This is a genomic window from Thiosocius teredinicola (assembly GCF_002009425.1).
GTDB lineage: Bacteria > Pseudomonadota > Gammaproteobacteria > Chromatiales > Chromatiaceae > Thiosocius > Thiosocius teredinicola.
The window spans coordinates 1,217,856-1,237,378 of record NZ_CP019936.1 but is presented as its reverse complement, the minus strand read 5'-3'; the positions used below and the strand labels follow the sequence as shown (position 1 = coordinate 1,237,378).

Sequence of the window (19,523 nt, the reverse complement as noted above, 5' to 3'; positions counted from 1 at the left end):
TCAGAACCTTGCGCCCTTGATGCGGTCGATCAGGAAACCGGTCAGATATCGCAGCACCTGCTGCAACAGGCTGTAGCGATCGACATCTCTGTCGGCTGAATAACCAACATCGTAGTGCCGGTTGGCAAGCACCGTGTCGTGCACGAACGCCAGCTTGCGTACCGCCCCGTCGGACAGTACGAAGGGATAGGCATCCTGCAAGCCCATGCTGCGGTTGAGACTGTTGAGGGCATGAGTCATCGGCAGCCAGTGCCTGATCACCTCGTCGAAGTCGTCGACACGATAGGCATCGAACCGTGGGTCGGCTCGGTGCACACTACCATCGGCCAGCCGACGCTCGACGCGTACACCATAGTGCGCCGCCGTTTCCAGCGTATCGATGATGTGCAGGTAGTGGGCCCAGCTCTCCGCCCAATCCTCCCACGGATGGGCGCTCGCATAGCGCGAGATGAAATGCTGCTGCCAATCGCCCGGTGCACCGTGTTCGTAGTACCGGTCCAAGGCCGCGCCGTAATCTTCTCGCTCATCACCGAACTGTTCGCGAAATGCAGCCAGGCGATCACTGTCGGCAATAAGACGCTCCCAGTAGTAGTGACCGATCTCGTGCCGAAAGTGGCCAAGCAGCGTGCGGTATTTCTCGTTCAAGTCGAGCCGCGTACGTTCACGTGTCGGGGCATCCGCCTCGTCGACGCTGATGGTGATATGCCCGCTCGCATGTCCGGTGATCACCTGTGCGCCGGGTGAGGCATCCGCCGCACTCAGAAACGAGAACGCGAGTCCATGTGCCGGATCTGCCGACTTACCTTTGAGCGGCAAACCAAGCTTCATCAGGCTGTAGATCAAGCGGCGCTTGCTGCGTTCGAGGCGGTACCAGCGCTCTGTGAAGCCGGGTCGGGACAGATTCGGTATTACCGCATTCAGCTCGCAAGCCAGGCAGTAACCGTGGGGCGAATCCATCGGGACCATCCAGTTGCAGACATCATGGGCCGCGTAGTTCGTGCACTTGCGATAGCGCCTCGCCGGTGCGATATCGGCCAACGGCGACCAACTACCATCCCGGTTGGGGCGCAACGCGGACACGCGCAACACTTCGGCGATAACCCCCAGTTCGTGTCCGCACTGTGTACATCGGGTGTTCTCGAAGTAGACGGCGTTGCCGCAGGCGTCGCAGTGAAAGGTTCGCATCGATTCAGTTTGAGTTGACTTGCATACCGCTATGTTAGGGGTGCGGAATAGGCCTCGCCAGTGACACGAAAAAAGACATCACCGATCAACCCCTATTCGCGACCAGGCTCAAGGACCGTATACGGTCGGATAACACCATGCAGTAAAACACTATGCCAAACACGGATATCAGATGTACTGTAGTTACACCAGGGATTGTTGAAAAGGACAGTCTGGAATGAACAACCGCTACTACCCGCTGCTCGTTGCATTGACACTGGCCATTCTCTCTGGCTGCTCAAGTCTCAGCTACCGCGAGCCGGTGCGAATCAGCGTAGCAGGCATCGACCCGTTGCCCAGTGAGGGTCTGGAGGCGCGTTTCGCTATTACGCTACGGGTGCAGAACCCCAACGAGACGGCGCTCGAATTCGACGGTGTGTTCATCGATCTCGAACTGGAAGATCGCAGTTTTGGCAGCGGGGTCAGCGACCAATCGGGTTCTGTGCCGCGCTACGGCGAAAGCCTGGTCACGGTACCCGTGGTGGTTCCGCTCACCTCGATATTGCGCCAGATATTGACTATCGCAGATCGCGAAGGCTCCGCCGAGCGCTTCAGTTACCGGCTACGCGGCCACCTCGGTGGAAACAGCCTGTATCGCGGCATGCGCTTTGACCACGAAGGCGTCTTCGAACTCGGCACACTCTCAACCCAATGAGCATGGCCGCCGAATCTCGGATGTTTGTTGAACCACGGCGATTCAAAGCAAGGGCTGCCGAATCAAGATCAGGCCGGACGACACCCGGTCGTATCGGGCAAGGAACGCTTGCGGAAAGGTGAACGGCATCACCGCATAGCGCGATGCTGCGACAGGGCCACGCAAGGCGAGCGCCACTGACGCTCAAAGCAGCGCTTTCTCCGGATCCACCTTGTTCCATTCTTCCCACTTCCAGCTTCCGAGATCGAACTTAGGCGAGGCATCGAGAAAATCATGCGTGTGCACGACCAGTTGGTCTCGATCGATCAGCACGATCGCGTACGCGGGGGGCTCATGGCTGCCGGCGATAATGTCACCCGATCGGAAGTCCAGCCAGACTTGATGGTTGGTGGCACGCAAGGTACTGAAACCGATGCCTTTCCAGGATCCGCTCAACGGTCGATGCAGATGACCAAAGAACAGGTGGCGCACGTTGTCGTATTCATCCAGCAGCGCCCCCAAGGCGTCGGCATCGTCTTGCCGGATGCCGATATTGTCCATGGCAGCGATGCCGACCTTGAAAGGGGGATGGTGCATGAACAAGAAGGCATCCTGATCCGGGTATGCGTTCAATTGCTCGCGCAACCAGGCTCTCCGCGCTTGGCAGTAAGCGCCCTGGTGCGTGCCGGGCTGTACCGAGTCCAGAACATAGAAACCGCCCGCCGGCGTCTGCACACGGTATTGAACAAACCCGTTATCGTCGACGCCGAGACCCGAAAATCGGTCCAGAAGCAGCACACGGCTGTCATGGTTTCCCATAACGAGGCGGCAGGGTATCGCGAGTGTGTCCAGACATCGCGCAAGTGCCTCGTAGGCTTCGGGCTCGGCAGTATGCGCAAGGTCGCCGGTGATAATGCAGAGATCCGCGTCCGCATGGTCTTGATTGATGCTGGCAATGGCGGCTTGCAATCGGTCAAGGGGGTTCAAGCCGTAAATCTTTCTCCCCGGTTTGCACAAATGGGGATCTGTCAGGTGTATCAGTTTCATATCGCTCGTCGCGAGTCTGTCGACTGCATCTTGTGGAACGCCTTCCCTGGCATGGTTTGCCGGCCAGCTTTCTCCAATACAGACAAGCAAGCTGCCGCGCAGATCCTTTGTTGGAGCAATTCGATCGCTACTTGGTCGCCACCTTCTTCGGCAGCATGCTGCTGACCTCGTCGGCCATCTCCTCTATCACCGCCTGCATGTCGTCCTGCTCGCCTACGACCACCGATTCCATTGCGTCGTAAATGACTTGGGTAACAGCCAGTCCGTTGTCGCCCGGATAGGCGATCCACTCACGCAGCAGCGGCAGTTGGCGGACAGCGGTCTCTTTATTGGGATTCTTCTTGTAGAAGTCGGCAAGAATGATTTCGTTGGCGGCCTTGTTCGGCGGCATGTAGCCGGTTGTTTCCGCCACAGCGGCTGCGCCGACACCCGAGGTGATGAACTTGAGGAACGTCCATGCCGCCTGCAGGCGCTCGGGATCGTCAGAAGTAGAGACCAACATGGCGGCGTTGCCACCGGCCGGCAAACCGATGGGCGGGCCGTCGAAACCCGGCAACTCATTGGTCTTGAGCTCGAAATCACCCTTGGCGCGCTCAACTGCACCCAGAGCGGAAGTAGACCAATACATCATCGCTATCTCGCCAGCCGAGAACGATGCAAGCGCATCCTTCCACGAAAGGTTCTTCATCTCGCAGGTACGGAAGATGTCCTTCATGGTGTTCATGGCGGTCACGCCCTGGGCATTGTCAAAGTTGACCTCGCCGTTCTTGATGATCGGCGTATCCTGGCTCCACAACATGGCCTGCATGAACCAATTGCCGGTTATGTTCCAACCCCAGAAGATCGGATTCTTGACGCCGGACTCCTTCAGCTTCACGCAGGCATCAGTGACCTCATTCCATGTGGTAGGCAGCTTCTCGATACCGGCCTTCTTCATCATGTCCATGTTGTAATAGCCGACGGGCAGCGATACCGAAAACGGCAGCCCATAGACTTCATCGTTGAAAGTTCCCAGGTCCAACATCGCCTTGTGATAGCCGTCCTTTTCAAAGTCAGGCTCCTTGGCAATGTAGGGCTCAAGAGATTTGGCAATACCCTTGTCGACTAAGATCGCCTGGCGATTCAGGCCCTGCATGGTAACGTCCGGCAGATTGCCAGAAACGGCCTCGCGCAGGATCGTATTCGTACCCTCTTCATAGCCTTCGTAAACGGCGCGAAACTTGACCTTGATATCCGGGTGAGCCTTGGAGAAGTCCTTCATGATCTTTTCGTAGGTCACGTCGAACAGATGGGAATAGGGATAACCCACCTCGATCTCCACGGCGCTTGCTCCAGTAGTAAAGGCAGCCAGAATCAGGCCGGACAACAGTTTCTTCATGGGAACCTCCGATCGGTTGTTGGTTGGCACAGTTAGCGCGTCTTTCTCGGTTGCAACGGGGAATAAAGCACCATCAGCTACTTCATTCCGGAGAGCGTGATGCCCTCGATGAACTTCTTTTGCGCCAGTAGAAAGGCAACGATCAGCGGTATGACGATGATCGTTGCGGTGGCCATCATCGGCCCCCAAGCGGAACCATCGGCGCCGCCTCTGAACTCGCGCAATCCCAGCGGCGGGGTAAACAAATCCCGGTCGCCGGTAATCACGACCCGGGGCCAGAAGTAATCATTCCAGTGGGCGACGACTGAAAAGATGGCGAATGCCATCAAAGCCGGAACCGCAGTCGGAAGCATCACCCGCCATACGATGGAAAACTCGCTCATACCGTCCAGCCTGGCCGCGTCGATCAGATCGTCCGGCACCGTTTTGAAGAACTGGCGCATCAAGAAGATGCCGAATACCGAGATGGTCCACGGAATGATCAGCGCGGCGTAGGTATTGGTCAGACCGACCTTGGCCAGCATGATGTACAGCGGCAAGGCAATCGCGTGTACCGGAATCAGCAGACAGAACAAGACCATCGCAAACACCGTCTCCCTGCCCCACCAGCGCAGCTTGGACAAGGCGTAGGCGGCAGGCACCGCGACGAGCACCTGGATCAGAAAGATCGACGCCGTAACAAAGGCGCCATTGAACAAATAGCGCATCAATGGCGCCTTCTTGAAGGCCTGCGAATAGTTGTAGGCGACGGGAGAGCTAGTGCAATCAGCACGGCTTTGGCCGAGCTTGACGCAATATTCGTCCACCATCGGGGCCTGAGCACCTGCGAAACCACCGGTATTGGTTTCGATCTCCTGCGGCGATTTGAGCGAATAGCTCAACATCGTGTAGAACGGCAGGATCACGATGAGCGCGCCGGCGACCAAAATGGCGTGTTTGAACGCTTCTATCACCGGCGACGAGTGATGCTTCATGCGTAGTGCACCCGTCGCTCTACCAACCAGCGCTGAGCCAGCGTGAGCAACATGACGAAAGCGAGAAACAGCACCGTGATCGCCGCCCCCATCCCCACAAGATTGTGTCGGATGGCTTTCTCAAAGATCGCATACATCATCACGTAGGTGCTCTTGACCGGGCCGCCGTGAGTCAGCGCCTCTACCGTGTCGAACACCTGAAATGAACGGATCATAGTGATGGTCACCACAAACACCGTGGTCGGCCCGAGCATCGGCCAGGTAATCAGCCAGAAACGGCTCCACGAAGAACGTACACCGTCCATCTCGGCTGCGGCATACAACTGTCTTGGCACCGAGGTTAGCCCGGCCAGGTACAACACCATGTTGAAACCAAAGGCCTGCCAAACACCGATAAAACACACGGTCCAAAGCGCGTAGTCGCGGTCTCCCAGCCATAGGGGAAAGCCATCGCTACATCCCTTCCCGTACCAACTTGAGACCGGATCGTTGCCATACCAGGCGCCGCTGGCCAGGCTGTATACCCACCCTATGTCGCAGCCGGACGTCAGCGTATCGTTGATAAGCCCGATCGACGGATGCAGCGTGAACTCCCAGACGATCGCCATCGCCAACAACGCTGCCATGACCGGCAAGAAGTAGATGGTTTTGTAGAAGTCACCGCCCCACCGCAGAGAGTTGATCAGCAGCGCCGCACCAAGACCGAGAAACACGGAAACCGGCACCACGACCAAGACATAGGTCAACGTCGCGCCGAGCATCTTTTCGTAAGTCGAACGAGTGAACATCTTCTCGTAGTTTTCACCCCCTACCCAGTCGAAACCGGCGTTGCCCAGGCTGTAGTCGGTAAAGGACAACACCAGGGCCACAATGACGGGGGTGATCAGAATTACCAACATCAGCGCGATAGCAGGGAGCGATAACAGCAGCGCTACGCCTTGATGTCGCCTGTCGACAGCCGGGCTAGGCACGGCGAGCAGCCTCAGGCTGCGCATTGGCGCACGCGGTGACCGCATCGAGACGCCGCCCGTCGATGTCAAAGACCAAGGCGTGTTCGGGTGCAAAATCGAGGAATACACGATCCCCGAGGCGGACCCCCTGGGCGAGCGCGTGGGTCAATCGCAACACGACAGTGTCGTCATGCCCCGCCACCTCAATGTGTACGAATACCTCCGCTCCCAGGTTCTCGAGCAGCCGAACCTCTCCCGAGAACACCGCCCGACCGGGCTCAGCGAGGCGAAGGTTCTCAGGCCTGACCCCCAAATGGACTGTGTCGGAACTGCTTTCACCTACAGTCAGGCCAGTGAAGGTACCGAAGATCTGCACCACACCAGGGCCAGTGACTTCACCGCGAAACAGGTTGATCTTCGGCGAACCGATAAACTCGGCAACACGAACGTCTCTGGGGTCCAGATAGACTTCATTTGGCGTGCCGATCTGAATCAACTCCCCGTCCATCATCACCGCGATACGGTCCGACATGGTCATGGCCTCGGCCTGATCGTGTGTCACATAGATGAAAGTGGACTGCAGCTTGCGATGTAGCTGCGTGATCTCTGCACGCATGTGCACGCGCAACTTGGCGTCCAGATTGGAAAGCGGTTCATCGAACAGGAACGCATCGGGGTCGCGCACAATTGCCCTGCCAACAGCCACGCGCTGCCGCTGACCACCGGAGAGTTGGCTCGGCTTGCGGTCCAGAAGGTCTTGCAGCCCGAGAACCTCTGAAGCCTGCCGGGTACGTTCGGCGATACGGCTCTCTTTACTGCGCGTACCCGGAATCAACCACCGTGCAAGCGGCAGCCGTTGCCACCTGGACAGCCACCGCATCCGCAATGGCACTGCGATGTTGTCGGCGACACTTAGATGCGGATACAGCGCATATGACTGAAAAACCATCGCCAGGTCCCGCTCGCTCGGGCGAACCTTGTCGACTACCCGTTCGCCAATGACCACACTGCCTTTCGTCTGCTCTTCCAGACCGGCGACGACACGCAGCAACGTGGATTTTCCGCAGCCGGATGGCCCCACGAGAGTTAGAAACTCGCCATCGATGATGTCGAGATCGACACGCTTCAGCACCTCGGTTGTGCCGAACCGTTTGGAGATGCCATGTAACTTGAGGCTTGCCATATGCATCCAGTACCAGCACAGCTAGCGGATCTGATAGAAGCGAGCCTACAGATGGCGAATGAACCGCAGGTTAAGTTTCAGTGAAACTTTTTGTTCGTAATATCAGTGTTACTAATAGATTCTTTAATGCCGAACGATCTGCTGTAACTCGGCTGTCGCATACCACGTTGGGCGTATATGAAGATTTCCAGACACCAGGTCATTGCGTTTGCCGCCGTCGGCAAAAAAAAGAGCTTCTCGGCCGCCGCGAAGCACCTCGGCATCGGCCAGAGTGCGGTTACGCAACACATCGCCGCCCTTGAGCAGGCAATCGGCAGCAAACTATTTGTGCGCTCACGCTCGGGCGCCGAATTGACTGCGATGGGAAGGGATCTGTATGCCGTTGCCGACAAGATTCGAGTGCTCGAAGAGCTGTTTCTTGAGCGCGCCTATCAATACGGTTCGTTGGACGTCGGACATCTGTCAGTCTGCGTCAGCACCCCACGACCGGCTATCGCCATTGTCTCCGCTTATCAGAGGGCCTATCCGGGCGTGAAGGTCGATTTGGTAACGTCACCGTGGATGGAAGCAATCAACAAGGTTCGCAATCGCGAGGTTGACCTGGCGATCGTCATCACGCCTGAGCGCACCGATGGCCTTTTCTCAGTTGAGATCGAACGCCGCCCTTTCGTGGCTCTGGTACCGGTTCAACACCCGTTCGCCAAGCGCAAATCGATACGGCTTGCAGAACTTACGCAAGAAGCGTTCATCATGCTCACCGAAACCAGCTATACGCGCTACGCGGTAAACAAAAAGATGAAGGCGAGCGGTTTGGTTCCGCAGGTCGTGTTTACCATCAGTAGCTATGAGATGGTGTTTGAGGCTGTGGCCAACAATCTCGGCGTATCGATTGCGCTCGACGGCGCAATAACGCGATTCAACGAGGTGGCTACCGTACCGATCGAGGAGTTCACGGAGCTGCACGCGTACACTGTCGTTTGCGCCGAAGACAACGCTAATCTCCGCCTGATTCAAGGATTCCTCGAGCTGGCGAAAGAGCAGGCAAAATGAGCAGCGCCAAGCAGTGATGCATGTTGCCCGAATGCCGTCCAAGCACAACCGGCGCACAAGGTATCGATGCCCACTTTGCGCTGGGCTATCGAAACAGCCCAACAAAAGCTGGCCGACTCGATCGAGTCGGCCAGCGAACGTGATATCCGATATTCGCTGACGAACGAATGCCGGATCAGCCAGCAACTAGGATGTGACGTCGTCAGGGCACGGCTGCCCAGCCTCCGCCAACATCTCTCGCACAACCGAGATCTCGTCGGGAAACTCCCGTTCGATCTCGGCCATTTCGTCACAATTGATTTCACACATGATGCTCTACCTCGTTTGAAATGACGTATGGAAAGAATTCGATTCGGCGCATTGCGGGGTCGGTCGGGGAGAGTTGCGTCGATGTGGCGAGGTCATAATTGCAAAGCGATGTAGCCTGCAACGCCTGGTGGCGGCGTTCCCGTCAACGCCTAAGGAAAGATCGCCACTCATAGAAGAAAAAATCTGTCTTCCCAAACAAGCTACTGCTCCTCGCAACCGGCGACATGCACGTGTTGCGCGCCAGGCTCTGTTGAACCGCGCATGCCTTTGCCGTTTACCGACATCGACCGAATCTGGAAAGAACCCGTACGACGTCGTTCTTGCTGTCGACCTGTATTTAGGCACAAGACAGCATCTGCAAAACGAGAAGCGAAGCCGGGTTTGCGGCAAGCTGCCTACTTGTCGCTACACGGAGGTGGGGAGTTGTGACTGAATGAACACGCAGACTGTGGAATGGCGCAATCAGAAGATGCTCAACAGGCCGATGAATACCGGCTTCAGCCGATTGCTTATGACCGGTCGGTGCCAATCGCAATACCGTTTCGGTCAGCGTGGCACCTGCTAGTCGAATACCGACTTGATGCCTTTGAGCATGCGATCGGGAATGTCTTTGCTGGCATCCGTCCGCTGCCGGAGCGCCAGCAGTCTCGCGTTATTCGGCTGTACCCTCAATCCTGCACGTACAAAGCGTTTGGCTTTTGTATAGTTGTACTTACCGAGTTGCCACTCGGCCAGGTTCGCGTAGCGGTCGGCGATCTTGCGAATGCCTTGCAGGGCCGTCGGGTGTTGAGGATCGAGTGCCAGTACCCGCCGATAGTAGGTATAGGCATTGTCGTCTTTCGGCACCGTCAGGTTGTTCGCTGCCATTGCCTTCTCGGCCTTTGACAGATTTTTCTCGATCTCTGCATTGCGCGATTCATTGAGTTCGCGCTGCAGGGTAAGCAGACGCGGATGGTCCGGCTGCACGCCAAGGCCTTTCTGCAGATAGTCGTCGGCCTTTTGATAGTGACGTCTTTCGAACTGTCGCGCCGCCATGTCGGCGTAGCGATCGGCGATGGCCGCTAACCCGTCCTCTGCCTGCGCATGCTGCGGGTCCGCCGCCAACACCTGCCGGAAATAGAAATGGGCGTTGTCGTCAGGCGGTACCGTGAGCCTGTCTTCGGCCATCGCGACGTGAGCAAGCTGCAGGTTCCGCTCGATGTCGGGATGCAGCTCTACAGGGGCGGCGACTGAAGGCGCCGGGACGGGATCGAGTGCAGGTGCGGATACAGACGCAGGCACAGGTTCGGATGTAGGTGCTGGTGCAGGTACAAGTTCAGATTCAGGTGTCGGCTGACTTTGCGGAATCGGATAGAACGCCCATATCAGACCGGTCAACACAACCAGCGACACCCCCGTCAGCCATAGGCGGCTGAACACAGACCGCGACCGCCGAGCTGCGTTCACCGCAGCGCCGGAGCTTTCATCAGGGGCCGCGCCCGCGGTTAGCGATGCTACGTCCAGCGACGAAAGTTGAACGGTCTTGGTCGGTTCGCTCTCGCTAACTTCGGTGCGGTGCTTTTCATCGGTCTTCGGCGACGCCGTTGACACGGTCGGCGAAGCAGCCGGATCGATATCCATTTCCTCGATAAAGGCGACGAGTTCGCGCGCCGATGCGAACCGATCGTTCGGATCTTTTGCGATCATTCGGTCGAGCAGACGCTGATACCCTTCCAGCGCGGTCGGCAATGCCGGGATCGGCGCAGTGATATGCGCCATAACGGCCTCAATGTAAGAGTCGCGCCGATAGGGTTTCTTACCGGTCAACATCTCATGCAGGACGACACCGAGGCTGTAGATGTCCGTCCTTCCATCGAGTTCCTTACACTGCGCCTGTTCCGGACTCAGGTAGTCCGGGCTTCCCATGGCGGTACCGTCCATGGTCAGGTTGCTGTCCTGATCGAGATGCTTGGCGATGCCGAAATCGGTGAGTATCGGATTACCGTCGCTGTCGAACAGGATGTTCGCCGGCTTGATGTCGCGGTGAACAACACCCTGGCTGTGGATGAACTCCAGGCACTGCGCGATCTTCGTGGTCAGCGCCATCGCCTCTGCTGCGCTCATGCCGGCCCTAATCCGGCCTTCGAGATCGCCACCCTCCAGGTACTCCATGGCGATGTAGTGCCAGGATTCGACGCGACCGATGTCGTGTATCGTAATAACGTTGGGATGCCGCAACGAAGCGATGATGCGGCCTTCGTTGATGAACCGCTCAGACTGGTCGGCTCTCTCGAACTTCTTGAGAACCTTCAACGCCACCTTGCGATTCAGCGATTCCTGAATCGCCAGGAATACCGTGGCCATGCCGCCTTCGGCGATCAGTCTTGTTATGCGAAAACCGGGAATATCCATTGTCGTCATCAGCGATCAATTACGGCGACGCATTGCATCGAAACAGTTGCGCGATAGCGAACGGCTGAGCCGCCCACCTGCTGCGCCGCCCCGGGGCTCACGGCACTCACTGCTATTTGTTCTAGGTACTTACCTTGTCGGCACTTCAGGAAAAAGGTTCATTGGCGCGAGATGCACGACCTCGCCCCCTCCGATTCGATAACGGCAATAGTGAGGAGAACTGAATGCTTACGTCGCCACCCTGCCGCGCACAAATGTAGTTCCGGCTTGGCACGAATCCGGCCCTCGTTCCGCTACAGCCGCCGATAGATCGCCTCGGGGACAAACTTCAGCAACCAGGCTATCAGGCGCCAACGCCGGCTCACGTAGACCACGGCTCTGCGCGCCTCGATAGCATCGGCAATCTGCGACGCAGCGCGATCGGCAGGCGTGACCCAGAACTGGTTCTCACCCTTGGCCATCGCTGTGTCGACGAAACCGGGCCTGACGTCGGTGACGGCAATCGCGTCCCCGAAGCGCGACACGCGCTGTCTCAGCCCCTCCAGGTAGTTCGACATGAAGGCTTTTGAGGCGCTGTAGGCCGGCGCGGATTTGCTGCCGCGCAGTGCCGCAATCGACGAAATGCCGACCAAGTGTCCCCTGCCGCTGTTCTCGAAATGGCGGATCGCGACGTTGGCCACGGCGGCGAATCCCGTCACGTTTGTTTGAATGCACAGCGCTTCGGTCGACCAGGACAGCGCCGGGTTGATATCGCCCACCCCGCTGGCAATCACCACCAGGTCGAGGCCTCCCATCTCTTCGATCAACGCCTCGCACACCTGCATCGCGCAGCCTGCGTCGTTGATATCCAACTCGCGGGCCAGGGTTTGACCGCCAAGCGCCTGCTGCAGGGTACGCAGACGGCCCAAGCGGCGTGCTGCGACGCAGCAGCGGTATCCGCGTGCGTGCAGCAACCTGGCCAGTTCCCAGCCGATCCCCGAACTGGCGCCGACGATGAGGGCATTGCGGTTTATCTCCACGCTAATCCACCTGGGGTTGTTTGATGTGACGGTGACGGCGGCACCGATCGCGGACACATTGCCGCGTCGCGGCCACCGTTGACATAAGAGACAGGCGAAGACGCAAAAACATGTCAGCAAATCCGCGTAGGCTGTCCTCCGTTCGATTGCATTGCCGCCACCGTGAACCATACTTTGAGCACACCGTGTGTCTCTCCTTACACGCAAACAGGAGGTGCAACATGTTTCTGAAAGAACGCAAAACCGGTGAATTGGTTGAAGTTTTGGACACCACGATGCTGTTCGATCCGTTTCAGCATGCGATCGTCGGCCGCTACAACGCGGGTGAAGAGATGCCCGACCCGCAGGCCTTCGACAAGGTCGACCTGGTGTTCTGTTCGAACGAGAGCCTGCCCCGTTGCTGGGTAGACCCTGCGTACCGACAAGACGAGATACTGCGAACCGGCACCCACGGTTGAACGACATCAGGCGGGAGCTGACCGCTTCCGCCTGACGCTTTTACGTGGCATGCACTCGGCAGACTACCTGCCACGTCGGGTGGTTACTGGGCCCAACGGCCTCCGCCACCCATCGGACGACGCTGCTGCTGACGTTGCAGCTGCCACTCCGACATTTCCCTGCGGTTCAACGCGCCATCACCGTCGCGGTCGATCTGCTCGAAACGCGGGGCGTTCGGTGCGTTGCGCATCGGATATCCCTGTTGCGCACGGGTCTCACGGCGCTGCGCCCGAACACGCTCGTGTTCCTGGGCCGTTACCTGGCCGTCGCCGTTCAAGTCATAGGCCTCGAACGGCAGTGGGCCCCGACGCGCATAGTCGTCGCTATCGTACGTACCCTCTGCTGCGACGGCTGCTCCGGCAGCCAGTGTCAGCCCAAGGGCGGTGACCAGAAGTTTTTTGCTTAACATGGCGGCATTCCTCATTCAGTGGCCGGCGGCTTTCGAACATCCCTGGTCGACACGGCCCGTCATGGATTCCCTTCCCTTCCTTGACTATCAAGATATGCCGGCAAGCTGAATCGACACTGAAAACGCGTAATCCATTGCGCGCCGGGGCTCAGTCGCCCTTCACCGCGAACCGGTCGGTAACGGCAGGGTAACGCTCACCTCCAAGCCGCCCAGCGCCGACTTGGCGAACGTCATCTCTCCGCCATAGTCGCTGACGAGATCCTTCACAATCGCCAGCCCGAGACCGTGCCCGGCCTCCTGTTCATCGAGTCGGCCACCACGGCGCATCAACTTGTCGTACTGATCGCTCGTCACCCCCGGTCCGTCGTCAGCGACACGCACCTGCAGATCAGCACCGCGCGTCAATTGAACCTCGACGCGCTGCTTGGCCCACTTGCAGGCGTTGTCCATCAGGTTGCCGAGCAGTTCCAGCATGTCTTCGTGATCGAACGGCAGGCGGCCTGCAGGCAGTTCGCCATGCACGATGTCGAGATCACGCTCGCGGTACATCTGCTGCAACGCCTCGATCAGTTCCGGAAGCTGTTCACGCGGGTTGAAAAACTGCCCGACACCCTCGCCGGCAAACCGCGCGCGCTTGAGCTCACGGTCGATCAAGGTCTGTACACGCGTCAATTGGGTGTTGAGCCGCCCACGCTCGGCGGCATCCACCGGCAATGCATCGATAGTGCGGGTCAGCACGCTCAGCGGACCTTTGAGTGCATGGGCAAGGTTTCCCAGGGCCTGACGCGACCGCTGCAGCCTCAGTTCAACCTGGGCGAGCAGCCGGTTCAGCTCACTGGTCAACGGTCGCACCTCGACCGGCCCCATGGCCTCGAGCCGTTGGCGCGCCCCGTCGGATATCTCATGCATCTGTGCACGCACCGCATCGAGGCTGCGAAAACCGCGACGCAAGGCGATGCGCTGCACACCGATGATCAACAAAAGTACGCCTGCCAGCGCCACCAGCGTGACAAGCTGAAAACGCCCGATCTCGGCTTTCATCGCGGTCAGGTCTTCGGCGACCGCAATCGAGAATCGCAGGCCGTTTTTTTCGTACCCGGCCACGCGCATCTGAAGCAACTGATCTGCCGGCCCTTGCCGGTGGACGACCACGACGTCGCCCGTCGAGACCTGCGGAATATCCAAAGACTCGTCCCACAATGAACGCGATCGGGACAAGCTGCCATCGGGCCAGGTGACCACGTAGTAGTGGCCGGACAAAGGTTGGCGATAGATGGGCGTGATCCGCCCCTCACGAAGCTTGACGACGCCCATCGGGTTCGGCCCAACGGCCGCCAGCAGGGCCTCGGCATCGTGTTCCAGGCGGGTCAGTATGTAGGCTTCGCTGATCGACCGAACAACGGTCACCGAACCCCAGAACAAACCGGCAAATACCAACACCAACGCCGCGACCAGCGCCAGCATCAGGCGGCGTTCGAGTGACATCAGCCGCGACTCCGCAGCACGTAGCCCTGTCCCCGCCGCGTTTCGATCACGTCGTGCCCAAGCTTGTCGCGCAGTCGACTGACATAGACCTCGATCACGTTACTGTCGCGGTCGGCATCGCCTTCGTAGACATGGTCGGTCAGTCGGCTCTTCGACAACAGGCGGTCCGGATGCATCATCAGATAGCGCAGCAGGCGAAACTCGGTGGCTGTGAGTACGACCTCGAGGCCGTCGGCACGTCGTACGCGCTGCCGTTCTTCATCCAGTACGAGCCCCGCCACTTCCAGCCCCGGTGCGGCCCTGCCCGTACTACGACGCAGCAGCGCATCCAATCGCGCCAGCAGCTCTTCGACGTGGAACGGTTTGCCCAGATAGTCATCGGCACCGGCACGCAATCCGGTTACCCGTTCGTTCCACGAGTCGCGCGCCGTCAGGATCAGTACCGGAGTGGCGATACCGTCTTTGCGCCACGCCGCCAACACGTCCAGGCCCGGTTTGCCCGGCAGGCCGAGGTCGAGCACGACCGCATCGAAGAGTTGCTCGCGCCCCAGGTACTCGGCGTCGACACCGTTGTCGGCGATATCGACGGCGAACCCTGCTTTGCGCAGGTCACCGGCAACACCTTCGGCCAGCTCGCGGTCATCCTCGACCAGCAGAATGTGCACCTCAGTCGTCCCTTTCCTGTTTCAGCAGTTCCCCACTGCGTGCGTCGTAGTGACGCTCGCTGACCCGGCCATCGTCGTCGAGCACCTCGAGCTCATAGACGAGCATGCTGTCCTCGCGTTCCAGCTCGGCCTCGAGTATGCGCAGTCCACGCAGGTCGTCGCGGGCCAACAGTGTCGACAGTGGCAGCACCTTGCCGTCGTCACGCAGCTGGCGGATGTCTTCGTGGTCGTCCGAAGCCGACGCGGGCAGTCCACCGGCGAACAGCGCTATGGCGATCGCCAACACGATGCCGACGAACAACCATGCGGTTTTGAAGTAAGCGTTCTCAGACATCGACATTCTCCCGCACCTTGTTGCCACTGATCATCGCCTTCACCAGGTTCTCACCATGCAGGCGGCTCGAGACCACGACACCCGTAACATGCACCAGAACCAACAACAGGCTCAGATTGGCCATGCCTTCGTGAACATCTTCCCACACTTCGTGGTCACCACCTTGCATCATCCAGCCGGTTACACCGGTGGCCAGCAGGCTTGCGATCAGCAACAACACCATCAAACCGCCCGCCGGGTTATGTCCAAGGTAGTGTTTTGCCCTTCCTGCGCGCAGCGAACGAAGATAGTCGACCAGGCGCGACGGCCCGGCAACGAAATCCGTGAAGCGCGCATGTTTGGAACCGATCAAACCCCACACGATGCGCAGTCCGACGAGCGCCAGTATGTAATAGCCGACGCGCTCGTGCAGCAGGTTCCATTCTTCGGCGCTTGCCCAGGCGACGGCATAGGCCAGCACCAGCGACCAGTGGAAGACGCGAATAAACGGATCCCATACCCGGATCTTTTGCGAAGTTGTCTGCATAATCTCGTTGCCTCACTACCCATGCCGAATCAAAAGGAGGTCGCGCAGCTGCGCTCCTCTACCACGGTTGTCAGGCTAGCCCCGCGAGCTGAAACAAAACTGAACGACCGCGGGTCTTTCTGCCGGGCTCTGGGGTTAACATGTTCGTCCCGGGCTGAAATCCCAGCGATGGAGTTAGACGCGTGTTGTTGGAAGTAGAGAATCTGGTCAAGGACTACCCGGGCGTACGCGCGGTCGACGGCGTGAGCTTCTGCGTCGACGAGGGTCGCTGTTTCGGCCTGCTGGGCCCGAACGGTGCCGGCAAGACAACGACGCTGGAGATCCTCGAAGGTATCACCGACGCCGATGCAGGCACCATCCGCTATCGCGGCGCACCGCGCGACAGCAACTACCGCGAGGTCGTCGGCATCCAGTTTCAGAACACCGCGTTGCAGGACTTTCAGACCGTTCGCGAGGCGTTGCAGCTGTTTGACAGTTTCTATACACGTCACCGACCGCTGGATGAATTGGTCAAGCTGTGCAACCTCGGCGAGTTGCTCGATCGCGATACCCGCAAATTGTCCGGCGGCCAGCGCCAGCGCCTGCTGCTGGCGATCGCCCTGGTCAACGATCCCGAGCTGGTGTTTCTCGATGAGCCGACGACGGGCCTCGACCCGCAGTCGCGGCGCAACTTCTGGTACCTGGTCGAAGGCATCAAGGCCGAAGGCAAAACCGTTTTGATGACAACGCACTACATGGAAGAAGCCAGCGTGCTGTGCGACGAGATCGCCGTGATCGACCGCGGCAAGATCATCGAACAAGGCGTACCGGACCGGCTCCTCGCGAAACATTTTCCAAGAGCCCTCGTGCGTGTGCCGCTGCATGCCCTGCCGAGCCCGCAGGCGATGCCGGAGGGCTTCGAGACGCGCGGTGAGTTCGCCGTTGCGCCGACCAACGATATCGATGCCACCATCCAGCGGCTCGGCAACCAATCGATTCCGCTCGACGAGCTGCATGTGAGCACGCCGACGCTGGACGATCTGTTTCTCAAACTCACCGGCCATGGATTGCGCGAATCATGAATCTGCATCGGGTACTCGCCGTCGTCGTCGCCCGCAACCGCGAGTTCTATCGCGACACCGCCGGCCTGGGCTGGAATGTGTTCATGCCGGTTGTCATGGTGCTCGGCTTCGCCTTCATCTTCAGCAACCCCAACGAGGCGTTTTACAAGGTCGGTGTGCTCGGTATGTCGTCGAACGCCGAGGCCGCCTTCCTGCAGACGAAACATATCGATTTCATCGCACAGGACGATGAAGACGCCGCCGTGGACAAGGTGCGTTATCACCGCATCGATCTGTTGATCGACCTGCGTGACAACCCCCGTTATTGGGTCAACGATGAATCGCCGCGCGGCAGCATTGCCGAGCGCCTGTTTCTGCAGAGCCACAGTCAGCCGATGCCGGGTATCGAACGGCAAACCGTCAGCGGGCGTGCCGTGCGCTACGTCGACTGGGTGCTGCCGGGCGTGTTGGGTATCAACGTGATGTTCAGCAGCCTGTGGGGGGTCGGCTGGGTCATCGTGCGCTACCGCAAGAACGGCGTACTGCGTCGCCTGCGTGCCACACCGCTGACCGCGAGCGAGTTCCTGTTGGCGCAGATCATCTCGCGCCTGTTGGTCGTCATGGCGGTAACCGTCATCGTGTTTCTCGGGACCGACCTGCTGCTCGACTTTCCCATGCGCGGCTCTTACCTTGCTTTGGCATTGGTTTTCCTGTCTGGGTCGATCGCCTTGATCAGCATGGGACTGACGGTATCGGCGCGCGTGCGCAGCGAAGAGTTGGCCGACGGCGTGTTGAACCTGATGTCGTGGCCGATGATCATCCTGTCCGGCGTGTGGTTCTCGCTCGAAGGCACCAACATCTGGGCGCAGCGCTTCGCCGAGTTCCTGCCGCTGACACACGTCGTGGAGGCGGCGCGGCGGATCATGCTCGATGGCGCAGGCGTCGCGGATGTGGCGTTCGAGATCGGCCTGCTGTTGACCATCGGCGTGGTACTGCTCAGCGTGTCGTCCCGCGCATTCCGCTGGCAATAGACTCGCCGCAATCGTCAGCGCGGCGATTGACCGATTCGGCTCCAGTCGCGCGCGTACCAGATATAACTGACCTCGCCGATGATGTTTTGCACCGGCACCGTACCCCAGAACCGGCTGTCCTTGCTGTTGTCGCGTGCGTCGCCGAGCATGAAGGCATGATGTGCGGGCACATGTGTTTCGGACATAGCCAGTGAGAAATCGAGCTGACGGTATTGCGGCTGCACGGCGAGCCGGTCGGCGACAACGCCGTCAAGCAATACCTGGCCGTCGCTTATCGATACCTGATCGCCGCCGAGCGCCGCAATACGCTTCACATACTGTATCGATCCGTTCTCCGGTGAGCGGAACACAACGATGTCACCAACCTGCGGATCGGCGTAGTCGGTATCGACGGCGATCAGGTCGCCGGTCTGCAATGTAGGGTGCATCGAGCCGGCCGGGATGCGAAATGACTCAAAGCCGAACCACTCGCCGCGTGCTGCCGCCATCACCGCGAGCACTGCGTACATCGGCACGAAGAACAATGGATACCAATACCAGCGGTTGTATCGTCTGCGCACAAACGGCTTGCGTTGCGCAGCGCTTCTGACCGCGCTGACAACGGCGTAAACCATGAGCACGCCGACAGCGCCCCAAAGCACCAAGAATCCTTGAAAGCTCGCCTGCAGCCTTGCCAGTCCGAAAACCAGCTGGATACCGACGAGCAGCGAGAAGATCAGCAGACCCTTGCGCGCCTCGCCTACGTAGACATGCCCCAGACCGGGCATCAACAAGGACAGCAGGGCGGCGATGAAAGGATTGCGTGCGCGGTCAGCCATATTCCCTCACGGCAAACGAGGCTTGATCAATCGCGATCAGCCACCGCTGCCGCGTACCTTGTCCATGGCATCCTTGGCGCCTTTCTGCAGCGTGTCGATCGCTTTGCGACCCAATCGCTTCTGCTCCGTGTTGACCATGTTCAGCAGCTCACGATCGCTGAACGCCTTGCCGTTCAACGTCATCTTGAAAGGCAGATTGGCGTAGGCAGACAACGGATCGGCCAGGGTAACCGCGGTATCGTCCAACGCCTCGTAGGCGTAGTGGCAGGCCGACGTCTTCGACGCGGCATTGCCGTCGCTGTCGACGACGTCGAAGGTCAAGCCGGTGACGGCATAGCGCGGACGATAAAAGCTGTTCTCACCGCCGGTCCACTCGATCGATTGAGCTTCCGGGTGCAGGGCCGTGGTCAGGTTCTTACACAGGGTGATACGCGGATCTTCGCGATCCGAACAACCGGCCAGCAACGCCATGCCACTCAATGCAACGGCGCTGCCGAGCATGCGAACTGCCTGCTTAAGCTTCATGCCTGGACTCCTGTATAAGTATTGCTCGCACTG

The 19,523-nt window shown here is 59.1% G+C and carries 21 protein-coding genes; 5 read left to right on the top strand and 16 right to left on the bottom strand.

Annotated features, from left to right (window positions below; translation table 11 throughout):
- On the bottom strand, positions 1–1,185 hold the full coding sequence (locus tag B1781_RS06050) for a zinc-binding metallopeptidase family protein (RefSeq protein ID WP_078118795.1): 1,185 nt from the start codon (positions 1,183–1,185) through the stop codon (positions 1–3).
- 217 nt (positions 1,186–1,402) lie between these two features.
- Between B1781_RS06050 and B1781_RS06045 the strand changes: the two genes are divergently transcribed.
- Positions 1,403–1,879 carry an LEA type 2 family protein gene (locus B1781_RS06045; RefSeq protein ID WP_078118794.1) on the top strand — a complete coding sequence of 159 codons (477 nt, stop codon included), beginning with the start codon at positions 1,403–1,405 and terminating at the stop codon, positions 1,877–1,879.
- A gap of 183 nt (positions 1,880–2,062) precedes the next feature.
- Here B1781_RS06045 and B1781_RS06040 read toward each other — a convergent pair whose 3' ends face one another.
- The 5 genes from B1781_RS06040 to B1781_RS06020 form a co-directional block, all read right to left on the bottom strand.
- Positions 2,063–2,905 carry a phosphodiesterase gene (locus B1781_RS06040; RefSeq protein ID WP_078118793.1) on the bottom strand — a complete coding sequence of 281 codons (843 nt, stop codon included), beginning with the start codon at positions 2,903–2,905 and terminating at the stop codon, positions 2,063–2,065.
- Between the two features lie 127 nt (positions 2,906–3,032).
- On the bottom strand, positions 3,033–4,283 hold the full coding sequence (locus tag B1781_RS06035) for an ABC transporter substrate-binding protein (RefSeq protein WP_078118792.1): 1,251 nt from the start codon (positions 4,281–4,283) through the stop codon (positions 3,033–3,035).
- Positions 4,284–4,360: 77 nt separating this feature from the next.
- Positions 4,361–5,257, bottom strand: a complete 897-nt coding sequence (locus B1781_RS06030) for a carbohydrate ABC transporter permease (RefSeq protein WP_078118791.1) — start codon at positions 5,255–5,257, stop codon at positions 4,361–4,363.
- On the bottom strand, positions 5,254–6,156 hold the full coding sequence (locus B1781_RS06025; protein WP_334223895.1) for a carbohydrate ABC transporter permease: 903 nt from the start codon (positions 6,154–6,156) through the stop codon (positions 5,254–5,256). Before B1781_RS06025 ends, B1781_RS06030 begins: the two co-directional genes overlap by 4 nt.
- A 64-nt stretch (positions 6,157–6,220) precedes the next feature.
- On the bottom strand, positions 6,221–7,390 hold the full coding sequence (locus B1781_RS06020) for an ABC transporter ATP-binding protein (RefSeq protein WP_078118789.1): 1,170 nt from the start codon (positions 7,388–7,390) through the stop codon (positions 6,221–6,223).
- A gap of 177 nt (positions 7,391–7,567) precedes the next feature.
- On the opposite strand from B1781_RS06020, the gene B1781_RS06015 reads away from it, so the two are divergent.
- The gene (locus B1781_RS06015) at positions 7,568–8,440 is read left to right on the top strand and encodes a LysR family transcriptional regulator (protein WP_078118788.1); all 873 of its coding nucleotides are present in this window, start codon (positions 7,568–7,570) and stop codon (positions 8,438–8,440) included.
- Between the two features lie 186 nt (positions 8,441–8,626).
- Here the strand turns inward: B1781_RS06015 and B1781_RS23400 are convergent, their stop codons facing one another.
- The 3 genes from B1781_RS23400 to B1781_RS06005 form a co-directional block, all read right to left on the bottom strand.
- Positions 8,627–8,749 (bottom strand): hypothetical protein, encoded by a 123-nt coding sequence (locus B1781_RS23400; RefSeq protein WP_334223894.1) that lies wholly within the window; start codon positions 8,747–8,749, stop codon positions 8,627–8,629.
- 561 nt (positions 8,750–9,310) lie between these two features.
- Positions 9,311–11,140, bottom strand: a complete 1,830-nt coding sequence (locus B1781_RS06010; RefSeq protein ID WP_164513273.1) for a protein kinase domain-containing protein — start codon at positions 11,138–11,140, stop codon at positions 9,311–9,313.
- A 293-nt stretch (positions 11,141–11,433) separates the two neighbouring features.
- Positions 11,434–12,159, bottom strand: a complete 726-nt coding sequence (locus tag B1781_RS06005) for an SDR family NAD(P)-dependent oxidoreductase (protein ID WP_334223893.1) — start codon at positions 12,157–12,159, stop codon at positions 11,434–11,436.
- Between the two features lie 221 nt (positions 12,160–12,380).
- Here B1781_RS06005 and B1781_RS06000 point away from each other — a divergent pair, with 221 nt between their 5' ends.
- On the top strand, positions 12,381–12,617 hold the full coding sequence (locus B1781_RS06000; protein WP_078118785.1) for an acetyltransferase: 237 nt from the start codon (positions 12,381–12,383) through the stop codon (positions 12,615–12,617).
- 83 nt (positions 12,618–12,700) lie between these two features.
- Here B1781_RS06000 and B1781_RS05995 read toward each other — a convergent pair whose 3' ends face one another.
- The 5 genes from B1781_RS05995 to B1781_RS05975 all read right to left on the bottom strand — a co-directional run bounded on the left by B1781_RS05995 (position 12,701) and on the right by B1781_RS05975 (position 16,076).
- Positions 12,701–13,066, bottom strand: coding sequence for an EF-hand domain-containing protein (locus B1781_RS05995; RefSeq protein ID WP_164513272.1), 366 nt, complete (start codon positions 13,064–13,066; stop codon positions 12,701–12,703).
- Between the two features lie 159 nt (positions 13,067–13,225).
- Positions 13,226–14,551: a sensor histidine kinase gene (locus tag B1781_RS05990; protein WP_078118783.1), complete on the bottom strand. Its 1,326-nt coding sequence runs from the start codon at positions 14,549–14,551 to the stop codon at positions 13,226–13,228.
- Complete coding sequence (locus tag B1781_RS05985; protein WP_078118782.1) at positions 14,551–15,216, bottom strand: response regulator transcription factor; 666 nt, start codon at positions 15,214–15,216, stop codon at positions 14,551–14,553. The genes B1781_RS05990 and B1781_RS05985 overlap by 1 nt, the downstream gene beginning before the upstream one ends.
- 1 nt (position 15,217) lies before the next feature.
- Positions 15,218–15,550: a PepSY domain-containing protein gene (locus B1781_RS05980; RefSeq protein ID WP_164513271.1), complete on the bottom strand. Its 333-nt coding sequence runs from the start codon at positions 15,548–15,550 to the stop codon at positions 15,218–15,220.
- Entirely contained in the window at positions 15,543–16,076 is a 534-nt protein-coding gene (locus B1781_RS05975) for a cytochrome b/b6 domain-containing protein (RefSeq protein WP_078118780.1), read from the bottom strand. The genes B1781_RS05980 and B1781_RS05975 overlap by 8 nt, the downstream gene beginning before the upstream one ends.
- A 185-nt stretch (positions 16,077–16,261) precedes the next feature.
- Here B1781_RS05975 and B1781_RS05970 point away from each other — a divergent pair, with 185 nt between their 5' ends.
- The gene (locus B1781_RS05970; protein ID WP_078121945.1) at positions 16,262–17,137 is read left to right on the top strand and encodes an ABC transporter ATP-binding protein; all 876 of its coding nucleotides are present in this window, start codon (positions 16,262–16,264) and stop codon (positions 17,135–17,137) included.
- Positions 17,134–18,147, top strand: a complete 1,014-nt coding sequence (locus B1781_RS05965) for an ABC transporter permease (protein ID WP_078118779.1) — start codon at positions 17,134–17,136, stop codon at positions 18,145–18,147. Before B1781_RS05970 ends, B1781_RS05965 begins: the two co-directional genes overlap by 4 nt.
- A 14-nt stretch (positions 18,148–18,161) precedes the next feature.
- Here the strand turns inward: B1781_RS05965 and lepB are convergent, their stop codons facing one another.
- Both lepB and B1781_RS05955 read right to left on the bottom strand, forming a co-directional pair.
- Positions 18,162–18,965, bottom strand: coding sequence for a signal peptidase I (gene lepB / locus B1781_RS05960; RefSeq protein ID WP_078118778.1), 804 nt, complete (start codon positions 18,963–18,965; stop codon positions 18,162–18,164).
- 36 nt (positions 18,966–19,001) lie between these two features.
- The gene (locus tag B1781_RS05955) at positions 19,002–19,490 is read right to left on the bottom strand and encodes a hypothetical protein (protein ID WP_078118777.1); all 489 of its coding nucleotides are present in this window, start codon (positions 19,488–19,490) and stop codon (positions 19,002–19,004) included.
- Between the last annotated feature and the right edge of the window lie 33 nt (positions 19,491–19,523).

Bases quoted from the DNA above. Each gene is read 5' to 3' on its own strand.
- B1781_RS06050 (WP_078118795.1), bottom strand. From the start codon at position 1,185: ATGCGAACCTTTCACTGCGACGCCTGCGGCAACGCCGTCTACTTCGAG.
- B1781_RS06045 (WP_078118794.1), top strand. From the start codon at position 1,403: ATGAACAACCGCTACTACCCGCTGCTCGTTGCATTGACACTGGCCATT.
- B1781_RS06040 (WP_078118793.1), bottom strand. From the start codon at position 2,905: ATGAAACTGATACACCTGACAGATCCCCATTTGTGCAAACCGGGGAGA.
- B1781_RS06035 (WP_078118792.1), bottom strand. From the start codon at position 4,283: ATGAAGAAACTGTTGTCCGGCCTGATTCTGGCTGCCTTTACTACTGGA.
- B1781_RS06030 (WP_078118791.1), bottom strand. From the start codon at position 5,257: ATGAAGCATCACTCGTCGCCGGTGATAGAAGCGTTCAAACACGCCATT.
- B1781_RS06025 (WP_334223895.1), bottom strand. From the start codon at position 6,156: ATGTTGGTAATTCTGATCACCCCCGTCATTGTGGCCCTGGTGTTGTCC.
- B1781_RS06020 (WP_078118789.1), bottom strand. From the start codon at position 7,390: ATGGCAAGCCTCAAGTTACATGGCATCTCCAAACGGTTCGGCACAACC.
- B1781_RS06015 (WP_078118788.1), top strand. From the start codon at position 7,568: ATGAAGATTTCCAGACACCAGGTCATTGCGTTTGCCGCCGTCGGCAAA.
- B1781_RS23400 (WP_334223894.1), bottom strand. From the start codon at position 8,749: ATGTGTGAAATCAATTGTGACGAAATGGCCGAGATCGAACGGGAGTTT.
- B1781_RS06010 (WP_164513273.1), bottom strand. From the start codon at position 11,140: ATGGATATTCCCGGTTTTCGCATAACAAGACTGATCGCCGAAGGCGGC.
- B1781_RS06000 (WP_078118785.1), top strand. From the start codon at position 12,381: ATGTTTCTGAAAGAACGCAAAACCGGTGAATTGGTTGAAGTTTTGGAC.
- B1781_RS05995 (WP_164513272.1), bottom strand. From the start codon at position 13,066: ATGTTAAGCAAAAAACTTCTGGTCACCGCCCTTGGGCTGACACTGGCT.
- B1781_RS05990 (WP_078118783.1), bottom strand. From the start codon at position 14,551: ATGTCACTCGAACGCCGCCTGATGCTGGCGCTGGTCGCGGCGTTGGTG.
- B1781_RS05980 (WP_164513271.1), bottom strand. From the start codon at position 15,550: ATGTCTGAGAACGCTTACTTCAAAACCGCATGGTTGTTCGTCGGCATC.
- B1781_RS05975 (WP_078118780.1), bottom strand. From the start codon at position 16,076: ATGCAGACAACTTCGCAAAAGATCCGGGTATGGGATCCGTTTATTCGC.
- B1781_RS05965 (WP_078118779.1), top strand. From the start codon at position 17,134: ATGAATCTGCATCGGGTACTCGCCGTCGTCGTCGCCCGCAACCGCGAG.
- lepB (WP_078118778.1), bottom strand. From the start codon at position 18,965: ATGGCTGACCGCGCACGCAATCCTTTCATCGCCGCCCTGCTGTCCTTG.
- B1781_RS05955 (WP_078118777.1), bottom strand. From the start codon at position 19,490: ATGAAGCTTAAGCAGGCAGTTCGCATGCTCGGCAGCGCCGTTGCATTG.